The sequence below is a fragment of the Paenisporosarcina sp. HGH0030 genome (assembly GCF_000411295.1).
In the GTDB taxonomy this organism is placed as follows: Bacteria; Bacillota; Bacilli; order Bacillales_A; family Planococcaceae; genus Paenisporosarcina.
Map to the genome: position 1 here is coordinate 2,412,870 of NZ_KE150421.1, position 13,669 is coordinate 2,426,538.

General features: G+C 38.6%; 12 protein-coding genes and 1 pseudogene. 2 read left to right on the forward strand and 11 right to left on the reverse strand.

The genetic code is table 11. The features are described 5' to 3' along the window. Positions 1–18: 18 nt before the first annotated feature. Positions 19–4,611 (reverse strand): glutamate synthase large subunit, encoded by a 4,593-nt coding sequence (gltB, locus tag HMPREF1210_RS11515; RefSeq protein WP_016428865.1) that lies wholly within the window; start codon positions 4,609–4,611, stop codon positions 19–21. 365 nt (positions 4,612–4,976) lie between these two features. Here gltB and HMPREF1210_RS18235 point away from each other — a divergent pair, with 365 nt between their 5' ends. Continuing rightward, a complete protein-coding gene (locus HMPREF1210_RS18235) occupies positions 4,977–5,120 on the forward strand; it encodes a hypothetical protein (protein ID WP_016428866.1) in 144 nt (47 codons plus the stop codon). Positions 5,121–5,266: 146 nt separating this feature from the next. On the opposite strand, the gene HMPREF1210_RS11520 is transcribed toward HMPREF1210_RS18235, so the two are convergent. The 8 genes and pseudogenes from HMPREF1210_RS11520 to HMPREF1210_RS11555 form a co-directional block, all read right to left on the reverse strand. Beyond that, positions 5,267–5,884 carry an NUDIX hydrolase gene (locus tag HMPREF1210_RS11520; RefSeq protein ID WP_016428867.1) on the reverse strand — a complete coding sequence of 206 codons (618 nt, stop codon included), beginning with the start codon at positions 5,882–5,884 and terminating at the stop codon, positions 5,267–5,269. A 393-nt stretch (positions 5,885–6,277) separates the two neighbouring features. Then, complete coding sequence (locus HMPREF1210_RS11530; RefSeq protein WP_016428868.1) at positions 6,278–7,015, reverse strand: hypothetical protein; 738 nt, start codon at positions 7,013–7,015, stop codon at positions 6,278–6,280. Beyond that, entirely contained in the window at positions 7,016–7,555 is a 540-nt protein-coding gene (locus HMPREF1210_RS11535; RefSeq protein ID WP_016428869.1) for an RNA polymerase sigma factor, read from the reverse strand. Positions 7,556–8,078: 523 nt separating this feature from the next. After that, on the reverse strand, positions 8,079–9,338 hold the full coding sequence (locus tag HMPREF1210_RS11540) for an ATP-binding protein (RefSeq protein WP_016428870.1): 1,260 nt from the start codon (positions 9,336–9,338) through the stop codon (positions 8,079–8,081). Between the two features lie 318 nt (positions 9,339–9,656). Continuing rightward, positions 9,657–9,917, reverse strand: a complete 261-nt coding sequence (locus tag HMPREF1210_RS11545; protein WP_016428871.1) for a hypothetical protein — start codon at positions 9,915–9,917, stop codon at positions 9,657–9,659. Between the two features lie 61 nt (positions 9,918–9,978). Continuing rightward, a pseudogene (locus tag HMPREF1210_RS17750) lies at positions 9,979–10,292 on the reverse strand (peptide-methionine (S)-S-oxide reductase MsrA); the annotation flags it as partial. A 48-nt stretch (positions 10,293–10,340) separates the two neighbouring features. Beyond that, positions 10,341–11,366, reverse strand: a complete 1,026-nt coding sequence (locus HMPREF1210_RS11550; RefSeq protein ID WP_016428872.1) for a phosphotransferase enzyme family protein — start codon at positions 11,364–11,366, stop codon at positions 10,341–10,343. 57 nt (positions 11,367–11,423) lie between these two features. Continuing rightward, a complete protein-coding gene (locus HMPREF1210_RS11555) occupies positions 11,424–11,852 on the reverse strand; it encodes a DUF1801 domain-containing protein (RefSeq protein ID WP_016428873.1) in 429 nt (142 codons plus the stop codon). A gap of 269 nt (positions 11,853–12,121) precedes the next feature. On the opposite strand from HMPREF1210_RS11555, the gene HMPREF1210_RS11560 reads away from it, so the two are divergent. Continuing rightward, a complete protein-coding gene (locus HMPREF1210_RS11560; protein WP_016428874.1) occupies positions 12,122–12,355 on the forward strand; it encodes a hypothetical protein in 234 nt (77 codons plus the stop codon). A 72-nt stretch (positions 12,356–12,427) separates the two neighbouring features. Here the strand turns inward: HMPREF1210_RS11560 and HMPREF1210_RS11565 are convergent, their stop codons facing one another. Together HMPREF1210_RS11565 and HMPREF1210_RS11570 are read right to left on the reverse strand one after the other, a co-directional pair. Then, positions 12,428–13,300 carry a proline iminopeptidase-family hydrolase gene (locus HMPREF1210_RS11565; RefSeq protein WP_016428875.1) on the reverse strand — a complete coding sequence of 291 codons (873 nt, stop codon included), beginning with the start codon at positions 13,298–13,300 and terminating at the stop codon, positions 12,428–12,430. Between the two features lie 84 nt (positions 13,301–13,384). After that, positions 13,385–13,669, reverse strand: a complete 285-nt coding sequence (locus HMPREF1210_RS11570) for a hypothetical protein (protein ID WP_016428876.1) — start codon at positions 13,667–13,669, stop codon at positions 13,385–13,387.

The window sequence follows — 13,669 nt, forward strand, 5'->3', positions numbered from 1 at the left end:
TCCCTCCTTTTCGCCAGATTATTTTTCCGCTCCTACTTTTTTACTTTCCTCAAATGCCGTCATTTGTGCATCGAATACCGTTAAGCCACTATCGTGAAGCTCTTTGATTCGATCGTTTATCGTTAAATAGGATTTCGGAATAACTCGCACAAATTGTGATGAGTATTTCTCCCAGTAAGTTAAAATGCGTTTGCCTAGTCCACTGCTTGTATACTCCACATGCTTTTCAATCATAGAGAAGACCTCATTCAACTCTTCTTTATTTTCAATTGGCTGGATATGAACGAGCTCCGCATTGCACTTGGTTAGGAATGTTCCATCTTCGTCAAAGACATACGCTACACCACCAGACATCCCTGCAGCGAAATTGCGTCCGGTTGAGCCAAGAACGACCACTTTTCCACCCGTCATATATTCACAGCCATGATCGCCAACCCCCTCTACCACTACGTTGGCACCACTATTACGTACACAGAAACGCTCTCCAGCGACTCCTTGGATATATGCCTCCCCGGCTGAAGCCCCGTAGAAAGCAACGTTACCGATGATAATATTTTTCTCGGGTGGGAATGTGACCACTGGATCGGGATGAACGATGATTTTCCCGCCAGACAATCCTTTTCCAACAAAGTCATTCGAATCTCCAACGAGTCTAAGCGTTATTCCCCGGGGAATAAATGCACCAAAGCTTTGACCTGCAGATCCTTTTAACGTCAGACGAATGGTATCCTCAGGCAGTCCTTTTTCTCCGTATCGTCGCGTGATTTCGCTGCCGAGCATTGTTCCGGTTACCCTGTTAATATTTCGAATAGCGGTTGTAAATTCGATTGGTTGTTGTTTTTCGATGGCATTTCGACAAATCGGTATCAGCTCCTGGAAATCGAGCGTTTTCTCTAAATCATGGTCTTGGTCTACTGTGTGATAGCGACCTACTTTTGCTGGGAGTTTAGGTGAATAAAGGAGTGCAGACAAGTCGATGTCTTTCGCTTTCCAATGGTCAATCGCTTCGTTCCCTTCAAGTGCATCTGTGCGTCCCACCATTTCGTTGATTGTTCTGAAACCAAGTTCAGCCATCAGCTCTCTCGTTTCAGTGGCAACAAAACGCATAAAGTTCTCGACATGTTCAGCATCCCCCGTAAATTTCTTACGCAGTTCAGGATTTTGCGTCGCAATTCCTACTGGACATGTATCCATATGACATACGCGCATCATGACACAGCCGAGGACTACAAGTGGAGCGGTCGAGAATCCATACTCTTCTGCTCCGAGAAGTGTGGCCAATACTACATCTCTTCCGGTCATCATTTTCCCGTCTGTTTCCACAACGATTCGATTACGAAGTCCATTTAGCAGCAAGGTCTGGTGCGTTTCAGCTAAACCGATTTCCCATGGCAGCCCTGTATGTTTCAGACTCGTACGAGGTGCCGCCCCCGTACCGCCATCATATCCACTGATTAATACTAGGTCTGCTCTTCCTTTTGCGACACCAGCGGCAATTGTTCCCACCCCAACAGCGGATACCAATTTAACGCTGATACGTGCTTGTGGATTAGCATTTTTCAAATTATGAATAAGCTCGGCTAAATCCTCAATGGAATATATATCGTGATGCGGTGGAGGTGAAATGAGTTCAACCCCAGGCGTAGAGCCACGGACTTCTGCAATCCACGGATATACTTTCTTGCCAGGCAAATGCCCACCTTCACCTGGTTTTGCCCCTTGAGCCACTTTGATTTGGATTTCATCGGCATTGACAAGGTAATGGCTCGTCACCCCAAATCGGCCTGATGCCACTTGTTTAATTGAACTTCGTCTGGAATCTCCATTTGAATCAGGTGTGTAACGGTCGATATCTTCTCCGCCTTCACCTGTGTTACTTCTTCCGCCTACGCGGTTCATGGCAATCGCCAATGCTTCATGTGCTTCTTTCGAAATGGATCCATACGACATGGCACCCGTTTTAAAGCGTCGACAAATTGCCTCAACGGATTCTACCTCTTCAATCGGCACGGACTGTACTTTCTTGAATTTTAAAAGTCCACGCAATGATTGTAAGTTGGTTGTTTCATCAGTTAACAATTTCGTGTACTTTTTGAACAAGTCATAGTTATTTGTACGGCAAGCATGTTGCAGCGTGTGGATGGTACTTGGATTGTATTGATGGTCTTCACCGTTCGCACGGTATTGGAATTCATCACCAGCCTCCATAGCCTGATTGTTCCCACGATTTTCGCCAAATGCCATTTCATGTCGCATAAGCACTTCTTTTTCAATCATTTGGATGCCGATTCCACCAAGCCGTGAAGATGTTCGTGTGAAATACTTCTCGATGACATCCATGTGAATGCCAACCGCTTCAAAAATTTGAGCACCACGATAACTTTGAATCGTAGAAATCCCCATTTTGGAAAGGACTTTAATGACTCCGTCTGTTACTGAATGGATATAGTTAGCTACTGCCTGGTCAAAGGACTCCATGGCGATTTCACCTTTATCCATCAGGTTTCGTACTGAATCAAATGCTAAATATGGATTGATACCTTCAGCCCCGTAACCGAGTAAGGTAGCAAAATGATGCACTTCTCTCGGTTCTCCTGACTCTATTAAAATACTAATTTTTGTACGCGTACCTTGGCGAATGAGATGATGATGCAACCCCGATACCGCAAGTAGGGCCGGAATGGCTGCATATTTTTCCGACGTGCCACGATCGGATAGAATCAACAACGTATGTCCTGCTTGAACTGCCTGGTCAGCTTTATCAAACAATGCGTCGAGTGCTTTTTCTAAATTGCATTCGTTTCTTTCGCTTGATGTTGCGTCAAACAGCGTCGAGAATGTAATGGATTTTAAGCCTTCCATTTGTTGCGTTCTCAGTTTTTGGAGTTGTTGATTTGTCAGGACCGGTGTTTTCAAACGAATATGCCTACAGCTCACTGGACCTGGTTTTACCAAGTTCCCTTCAGCACCTATCGTTGTATCGACCATCGTTACGATTTTTTCACGAATGGCATCTATGGGTGGATTTGTTACTTGAGCAAAGAGCTGCTTAAAGTAGTTATAGAGTAATTGTGGTTTTTTCGATAAAACGGCTAGTGGGGAATCATAGCCCATGGAACCGACTGGATCTTTGCCTTCCATTACGAGGGGCTTAATGATTTTATTGAGTTCTTCTCTTGTATAGCCAAATACAAGCTGTTGTTTTAACAGTTCTTCTCCCATGTACACGGGTGGTTGTTCCACTGCTTCAGGTAAATCCTCTAAATCTTTCATATTTTTCAGCCACTCTTTATATGGCTGTTCAGAAGCAATTTGTAGTTTAATTTCTTCATCCGGAATGATTGTTCCTTTTTCCAAATCAACCAAAAGAATTTTACCAGGTGCAAGTCTTCCCTTGTATTCGATATCATCGGCGAAAATATCCAATGCGCCAACTTCGGAGCCCAGGACAATCATGCCACCCTTAGTTACATAATAACGGGCAGGTCTCAGTCCATTTCGATCAAGACACGCACAGATTTGGTTGCCATCTGTAAATACCAGTGCAGCCGGGCCATCCCATGGTTCCATCAATGTACTGTGGTATTCGTAAAAATCACGTTTTTCTTCTTTGATGGTCTGATCATTCGACCAAGGTTCGGGTACCATCATCATAGCTGTATGGGCCAAGGAACGTCCTGATAGATGTAAAAATTCAAAGCAATTATCAAACATCGACGAATCACTGCCGTCAGCATCGATGACAGGTAATACTTTTAACAAATCTTCCTGACTGAAAAACTCCGATTCGCATAGCTGCTCACGTGCTCGCATCCAGTTGACATTGCCTCTTAATGTATTAAATTCACCATTGTGGATGGTATATCGATTCGGGTGAGATCTCTTCCAGCTCGGGAAGGTATTTGTACTAAAGCGGGAATGAACAAGTGCTAAAGCGGATTTAAATTCTGGATGATTTAAGTCGATGTAAAACGAATCAAGTTGTTCGGGGATCAGCATGCCTTTGTAGACTATAGTGCGCGTCGATAAACTACAAATGTAAACATCCTCAAAGCCCTTCACACTTGCTAACTCTTTTTCAATTCGTTTGCGAATCACATAAAGCTTTCGTTCAAAATCCATTTGATCTTTAATATCTTCAGATACTTGAATAAATAATTGCCTAATGGCAGGTTTGGTTTTTGTCGCTACTTTCCCTACAAATGAGTCGTTGATTGGAACAGGACGCCATCCCAGAAACAGTTGACCTTCTTCAGCAATAATCTGCTCAAAAACTTCTTTGCTTTTCATGCGCAAATCGTGATCTTTAGGTAAATAAACCATGCCAACACCATATTCGCCTTCTCTAGGCAACACGATGTTCTCCTTCTCACATTGTTTTTTAAAAAAACGATGGGGAATCTGCGTTAATATCCCAGCTCCGTCTCCTGTACTCGTGTCAGCGGATTGCCCACCGCGATGCTCCATATTGCAAAGCATGTTGATGGCATTCTGTACGATACCATGTGTCTTTCTACCGTTGATATTGGCAAGCATCCCAATCCCGCAAGCTTCGTGCTCTTGCTCGGGATCGTATAAACCTTGAGGTGCGGGATATCCAAACTTCGTCATGATAACATCTCCTTTCTATTAATGCTGAAAGATGTTCACTCTTTTCATGAAGGGGTTCTTCACTATATGCACACTTTCAATTTTGGAAAGTATATCACAAAACAGCGTTAACACACAATTCCAATAATATTATTTATTCACTTTCTTTAATAAATATAAATGAAAACACTGTCATTTTCTGTTCTTTTTTTATTATATGCACCATAAATGCATACATACTCGCGTTTTGCATTATCTAATGTTCTATTGTATTTTTTCTTCTAAACATACTTATTCATCTTCAACAACTCGATTTATGAATTAGGAGTTTAGATAGGAGAAGTTGGGTAAACTATACATATGTAAATTTCTAAAGGAGGTTAATCATGAAAACGAAAGCTAAATTTCTAGCCATGCCACTGGCAGCTGCATTATTATTAGGTGCTTGCGGTGAGGATGATAAAGCGGATGAAATTGAAGTCGAGGACCCGATGTTAGAAGACAACGGGGAAAACGATATAGGTGGATGATTTAGTCATCTAAACGAAGAGATTGAGATCTCTTCGTTTTTTTGTTATTTAAACAAATTAGCATTCCCTCAATGCAAATCCTAAGAATTTGCATTGATCTAAAAAAGAGGTTTTCGTACCGAAAAATAGTTGCTATTTAAACAGACTTAATCAAGGTAGACGGGTTCTTGGGTATTATTTAAATTCTTAAAAGCCATCTCAATTTGGTTTTTTGTATTACGAGCTATCGATAAAGGAGGTAGTTCGTTTTCAGAAAAGAATTCAACGGCACTGGTTTCTATACCCTCCATTGGCTGACCACCGATTATTTCACATTGGATAAACATTTTATAAACATGAAAAGGAGATGGTGGATGCGGGTGACACTTTTTATCTTGTACAGCCAACAACTTTGTAACTTTTACATCAAACCCTGATTCTTCTTTTACTTCTTTAACTGCTACCTCACTTGGGGTTAATCCGATGTCAGCCCAACCACCTGGTAATGACCAATCTCCATCAAGCTTCTCTCTAACCATTAATATTTTATTGTCTTTGAAAACAACCGCCCTGATATCTACTTTAGGTGTAGCGTAACCAGTTTCATTTGCAAATAAGTCTTTTATATTTTCCATTTTCACGCCAGTTTGTTCTGACAGAATTTCAATACTTATTTGTCTTATTAATTCAAACCGTTCCAAGTCATAAACATCATTTGAATAAGTCAATCCCGCCTGTGCAATTGATTGAAGTTGTTTCGCCCAATCAAGCCACTTATGTTCCATTAACACCACCCCTTATTTATCAAATTTTACCATATTAGTATCAAGAGTAAGGAGTTCTTATTGAACTAACCTGCCTCGTTATTATAAAAATTCCCATAAGAAGAATGACAAGTCCAACAAGAAATAGAAGTGGGAACATTAACATCATTAATGCGGCCGATGCAAACCCCTCACCCTCATTTATCCCATACAAAATAGAAACAACCCATGAAAATAAAGGAGCTATTGCTAACATTGTAGTTATTCCCCAAGTTATATACCAACTGGATTGTATGCAGCATGCATCCTAGGTTGATATAACAACCGATTAGGAAGTAATCAACTTAATTACTCTTTAATTCAAAAAGAACCGACTTCCATAGAAAGGAAGCTGGTTCTTCAAAATATGATTTTTTACCAATTAATTGTTTTTGCTATTTCGATCATTTCTTCTTCTGATATCGCAGTTATCTTGCTTTTTCCATCACTAGCGTCTGCGAATCCAGAAATAATCATTTTCCAGTCACCTTTTTCAATATAAATATGATAGCCATTCATATCGTAAATACCGAGCAACCTTGCAGGTACACCTTTAATAAAAATTTCTTTATCAATTGCTGTATCTTTTTTTGTATCTGCAAAAAAAATCGGTTTTTCCTTTATTACATTAGAAGCAGATACATGATACATTCTTTCTTCTGTCCGAAGTGTATAAAGGTATGATTGTAATTGTCCATTTTCTGTACTTACACTGTATTCGCTCAGTTCTGCGCCCTTTTCGGCTGCTATCAATTTTTGAGGAAATGGAATATCCATATCATGAACTTTTTCGACTTCTGATAATGATTTATAAACCTTAGACTCATCACCCACCGTTGTCCAACTCCATCCTATCCCAACCTCTTCATTTTTCTCGACATTAGTAAATTCAAATAACCCTTCAAACACTGCTTTTACTGAAGGAGTGAGAAATAAAGTAATAGCAAGGACAGCAACCATCGCTAGGGAGAATAATGGTTTTTTAAATGATCTTTTTTCCTCTTTGGAATGTGCTGTATTCCATACTTTTTGAAATGAAGAAGATGGATAATAATTATCCAAATTTCTTTGCAAAGTGTGTTTGATATCAGAGCGATTAGAATTTTCCTCCATCTAAATTCCCTCCTTTAATTTTTGTTTAACTTTTAAAATTTCTTTATCAGACATACTTTTCCGTAATTTCGTGAGTGCATAATTCAACCTGGACTTACAAGTACCTATTGGAACGTCTAAGGAATTTGCCACTTCAACAAGTGTTAGTTCTGAATAGAAATGCAGAATAATCACTTCCTTGCTTTTATGAGACAATCGATTTATCTCTTTCCAAAGGTCATCTTTCCGTTCGTTTTGTAAAATAGTGGTTTCAATCACTTTTCCTTCTGGAATGTCTGAAGGAATACGAATAAGATTTAACAATTTTTGTTTACGCAACATATTACGTGTAATGTTAATTGTTATTCTATAAATCCACGGTTCAATTGGCTTTTCAGAGTCATATAAGTGGATTTTTTTTATCATGCGGATAAATGTTTCTTGTGTAATATCATCAGCCATTGCTCTTGATTTCGTTAAAAAGTAAGCAGTTCGATATACCATAGAAGAATGCTTGTTAAATAATTCTTCCATAAATTCTTTCCGATTATTTTCTGTCACTCGATTGCCCCCCTTTCTTTTGAATACACCCTATATACACTTGAAAACAAAGAACAGTTCGGTTTTTTTAGAAATATTTTTATAATCACTTAGTAAATTATTTTTTTCCCACAAAAAAACCTTGCCATAAACCAACAAGGGATTAATTATTCACTATCTAAAATTAGCCTATTTTATTCAACAAATGTTCCGTTAGTAAAAGAAGAAAATAGATCTAGCAACAAGAGATCCGTTTCACATTTATGCTATGGCTGAATCAGATTGTATATCGCATACATCCTAGGTTGACATAACACTACAACTAGGAAGTAATCACCTTCGATTTGAAATTAAAGAGAACATTAAAAAAATGGATAAAATAGTATAGTAAGGTGAACTAAAAAACCGCAGGCACGAATGCCAACGGTTTCATAAATAGGTTTGTTGCTACAATAGCGGTTCGCTTTCCCAGTTCAATGAATAAATGTCCAATCTGTCTTGGGGATTTAGCCAAATAAAAGTGAAACACAGTCAGGCTCTTTTATTATGAAGGAATAATAATTGAAAAACATGTTCCCTTCCCTTTTTCACTTTTTATTTCTATATCCCCGTTTAATTCTTTAATAATTCCATATGCAATCATAGTGCCGAGCCCAGTCCCCTCTTCTTTTAATGAATAAAACGGCATGGCGATTCGCTTTACCTCCTCAGGAGACATTCCAATACCAGAATCGATAATCTCAATTACAATACTATTCTTTCTCTTTTTTACATTAATTCGTAGCATCCCGCCATTTGCCATGGCTTCAATCCCGTTTTTTATTATGTTAATTAAACACTGTTTAATTTTATCGGCATTTGCATTTATAGAAAGTGAATCATTAATACTGCTTTTGATTTCAATATTATGTAAGCTTGCTAGCGGTGAAATATTATTTATTACTTGATTGACAATTAGCCTAATATCTAACGAGTCTTTTATAACATTATTTTGTGGTTTTCCTAATGATAAATAATCGTCAATAATGAGCTGTGCCTTTTCTAACTCCTGCTGAACGACTTGTAAATACTCATCCTTATGTGTTTCCGAGATTTCATCTTTATGAACCAACTGTATAAATCCAGATATAGTTGTTAGTGGATTTCGAATCTCGTGAGCAAAAGAGGCGGCCAATTCACTTATTATATAAAATTTTTCTGCCCTTTGAATTTTTTCTTTCATTTTATACTTTTCAATCATTCCTTCAATTAAATAAATAGAAAATAATCCCGTAAGGATATTGATTACTATATAACTGCATAAAAATTGTATACGAACAGAGCCGGCCGTTCCATCTATTTTTATTTCGGTCATTATAGCAAAAACAGAAAAAGTAATAGTGCTAATAAGAATTAGCAGTGTGCCGAAGAATTTTCTCCTTTTCTCTAACTTTGCCGGTTTAACAAAATAAACTATTACAATAATAGAAACGAACAAAATAACCATAATAATAAATGATGGGAAAAAGCCGTTTCCTCCTAAGTAAAAACGGTAAGAAAGATATACAAAGGTGACAAAAATAAAGCTTCTTAAACCTCCATATAGAAAAGCTAAAAGGATAGGAATAAGCCGTAAATCATAAATATATCCCAAATGAAAACTAAAGGGGAACGTTATACAAAGAACAGTAGAAATTGATGAAAGAAAGGAAATCAATACCTTATTACGTACTTTATTACTATCTTTATCTAACCAAAATATTTGATAGCAAAAAATACAAAGGATAATAATGAATGCATTTAATAACAGTGTATGTATCCACATGCTCTATCCCCTTCTTTCCATTAAAATAAATGTCTATTAAGTATAATTAACAAAATATTATTATGATTATACATGATTTTACCCAGATGAAAAGTATGAATATTGCGAAATTTATATTAAATTTTTTTAAAAAATTATGAAAGGAGGAAATAAATAAATTCGTAAGTAGGGGGCTGGACAGTTTAGTTCACGGGATCATCGTCCCACGCACCCGTACGTCCTACCCTGGCTACTGATATCTTAAATCCTATAAAAATAAGGTCAACCAGTAAAAACTGGTTGACCTTATAATACGAACGTACCCGTTAGGATAATAAGTTATTTATTAAATTCTTCTAATTCCTTTTCTATTTCTTCGTTAGAATACTCATACTCAGCTTCATTGTCCTTATTTCCACCACCAGAAAAAAACAATGCAAGACCTATTACAAAAACAATTATAACTAAAACCACAGTCATAGTAGGCGGATCTCCACCATCTGTCCTAGAATTTTGTGAAATAATGGCACCCGCAAGCAATGACAAACTAATTATTAAAATACCGAATAACCTATTAAATACATTTATCATTTGACTCACTTTAACCCTCCACTATTTAATTCTATTCTGCTTTGTAAAATGGCTGTGTAGGCTAAATCTAGGTTACGATGGGCTCTTTAAAGCGACCACTCGCCGTAGGCTCTGACGCTGGTCATGATAAAAAATTGCCGTACGGTATGCAACACCACGGTCGTTGAACTGACCTTTCGCATCGGTTGGATTGATTTGTTTCCAAAACAAATCAATCCAATTTTCGTATGAGAAGTCAGTTGGATTATATGTTATTTATACCGCTGCATAATGACCAGTTGTGTGCATGTGCACGTCTTCATATGTAGGGTTCTAAACGGTGCCACCTGTATAATCTGAGACCACATCAAGAATACCCGGCTGCTCATCAAATGGCGACATCATGCACCAGAAACACCCACCGCAAACGTTACGAGATTCGTATGTTAGTCTCTATTTGTTTAATTGGGGACGTAAGGATTGTTCCCAAATCGCCCGGTAATCCAAGTCGACGATCGGTTCGTCCTTAATTAGACGATTGCGGATACCGACTACGAGCTCATTTACACGTTCATTATTGGCTAGGTCAACCTTCTTGTGGAAAACACCATACAATGTATAGTCGCGCATCTTCAAGAATAAAGGCAAACGCTCAATCCATTCTAGCGGTATGGCTCTTACATTCATATAACCTTTCAGGAAATGGGTCAATACTTCAGTCCCAAAAGCTGAACGTGTTTCAAGCGATTCTTCTCCGTACTTCCACCATGTTGTGTAATAGACCGGTATGGCAATATCGCTAACAAAATAAAAATACATAGCATCATCGAAATCAAATACGTGAATATCGCCATCATGGTAGAAGAAGTTGCCAGGATGTATGTCCGAGTGAATCAAGCCAAATGTTTCCTTTGTTTGTGGCAATTGTTGAATCTCCGCTACAAGATTGCGATTGCCTTCAACAATTGCTTGATCTTTTACGGGATCAATATATTTGTCGAGCTCAATTAAATCATCCTGTTCCCAACTTAAACGCTCTGTCCCCGACACTTCATAATCTTCGGTAACTAAGTGCATTTTCGCTGTAATAGCTCCCCATTTTTCAAAAAGTTCCGGCCCGAATTGAGGATCCTTAACTGAAGTTCCAGGTGCCTTATCAAACAAGCAGACATAGAAATAAGAATCTCCAACCGATAATTCTTCGACGAGGTCACCATTTACTGACTTATGTACAAGTGACACGTTGATTCCGTGCCCGTTCAGAAAGTTAATCCACGTCAGTTCGCCTTCTACTTCCGATTTTGAACGATGCGAGGAGTGTGTCAGCCTTAATATAAATGGTTTGCCATCCCGTTTTACTTCATATACATAATTCTCGAAATCCCCTAGCTTCTTAGCGTCAGTTGCATCCGCTCCGTATCGTGTTGCCGCATCCTCCAAAACCTCTTTTGTAAAAAGATTTTCCACCCATTGTTCCATAATTTATTCCCCCGTTAATCTTTATTTATTGTTGTGATGAACCATCACAATAGCCATTCATGAAATTTCAGGATACATGTTTTGTAAAAATGTGATGGATTGATGGATCAACTCTTTCATTACGTCCACGTCAATATCGTCTAGTTTATTAATATACACGCAGGCTTTTCCTGACGTGTGTTTGCCAAACTTTTCGAGCAGCTGCTCACGTTCGGTATCACCCGTCGCAAAGTACAAGCTGATTTTCGCTTTGCGTGGTGAAAATCCTACGAGAGGGGCATCACCTTCATGTCCTGTCGGATATTTATAATGGTATCTACCGAATCCAATTATGCTCGGTCCCCACATTTTCGCCTCATAGCCTGAAGTTTCTGTGAAGATGTCGAGCAATTTGTATGCATCTTCCCGCTTTTTCGGATGATCCACTCCTTCAATGAACTCAATTACACTGCGATCAGTTTCCTTCGTTTTCAATTCATATGTCATCTGTTCGTCCTTCCTTTTCACTAAAAACATGTGCCGTCAAATCTGGTTATGTACTTCCTTTTCGATTTTACAAGTATGAAATCCTTTATTTTTGAAACATACCTTTCAGAAAGCTGACAAAAGATTTCATCTTATTGTATTTTCACGAAAACCTTTGCTACTAGAATTTCAAATGCTCTGAAGTAGGATATGGGTTATACTTTTTATTATCAAAGTGTTGAATCTTTTCTGGGATTCACCGAATTCGGCAAAGGAAGGATGATGTTGAAATGGAAAATAAAAAAAATCCGAACGACAAAGGATTAAGATTACTGTTAATTGGACCGAACATTCTTATGTGGGTGTTATTTTTAGGACTGTTATTGTGGTTTGGACTACATTTGGAAGAAATCAAAGAAAACAATCGCTTAATTGTTTATTTAATTTTGCTTGGCGCACTGTTATTCGTTTCGATATTTGGTGCCTTTCGTAATTGGCTTTGGATTAAAGAAGGCAAAATGTAAGGTTTTCTGTATCAAACGATAGAAAATATTAAATCCCTCCAATCATTTACTGATTGGAGGGATTTTTTGTGCTTATTTTGCCTGACTGTTTAAAAACGCTCTTACTACTTTTGCATATTCTTGAGGCTCTTCAACTCCTGGCATATGAGAGCTGTTTTCGAATACATGAAACTCAGAATCTGGAACTAAGCTCGAATAGTATTCCGTTGTATTCGGTGTTGCTTCATCATAGCGTCCACACGTAAAGAGGCTTGGCATGTCGATTTCATGCAATCTATCGGTGACATCAAAGCTTTTTAATGTTCCTGTCACGGTAAATTCTGACGCGCCCCACATGTAGCCATAGATTTGATGATTGCTTTTCGACATATTTGCCAGAAGTTCTTCAGGCCAAGGCAATAATCTGCAGACATGTCGTTCATAAAATTGAATCATCGCTTGATGATACTCTGCTGAATCAGTTGTATTCTCCCGTTCGCTTCTTCCGATGATATCCTGTGATTCTCGAGGTAACTGTTTCAAGTATTCGCGCTGGTCGCGTTCCCACATGCTTGAATTAAGACACGGGCTTGAGAAAATAACACTTTTAACGCCTTTCGGTTGTTCAAGAAGGTATGCAGCGGCCAGCATAGTTCCCCATGAATGTCCGAGAATATGCACTTCATCCAATCCAAGAGCTTCTCTCACTTGAGCTAATTCTTCCACATAGCGTTCAACCGTCCATAATGAAAGATCTTCCGGACGATCTGAATTTCCACATCCCAATTGATCATAATGAATGACCGGCCTGTCGTCACCCAGTTCTCTAAGCGGATCAGATTCCCGGCTCATTCCGCCTGGTCCCCCATGTAAAACCAGCAGTGGAACTCCAGGTCCATCCCCTGTCTTGCGATAATAAACATTTCCTCCTGTAACAGGAATGAATCCTTCTGAGAGATGCTTCATGTGATAACCCCTTTTGTATTTGTTTCTGTTAAGTTACTACTATTTTTAGTATAGAACAATAGCTGCAAACGTTTTATAAGGTCTTCATGAAAAATTAACCATCAACAGTAATACGCCAAGACCCGCAACCCATAGCATTGGAATCAAATTGATGATAATGGCGGTTCGTTTTCTCTGTATATGCAGAATCCAGGAAAAAATGGAACAGAGGATAACGGCTATCGGGTAAAATCCAATAGCGAGAACAAATGAAACGTTCCATACGCTAAACCCATTATCAAAACTCATAAACGACAAGCCCCAAATCACGAACCAAGGAATCAGACACAGCACATAAAGAATCTGACTGCCAATTAAAAACCCCTTCAT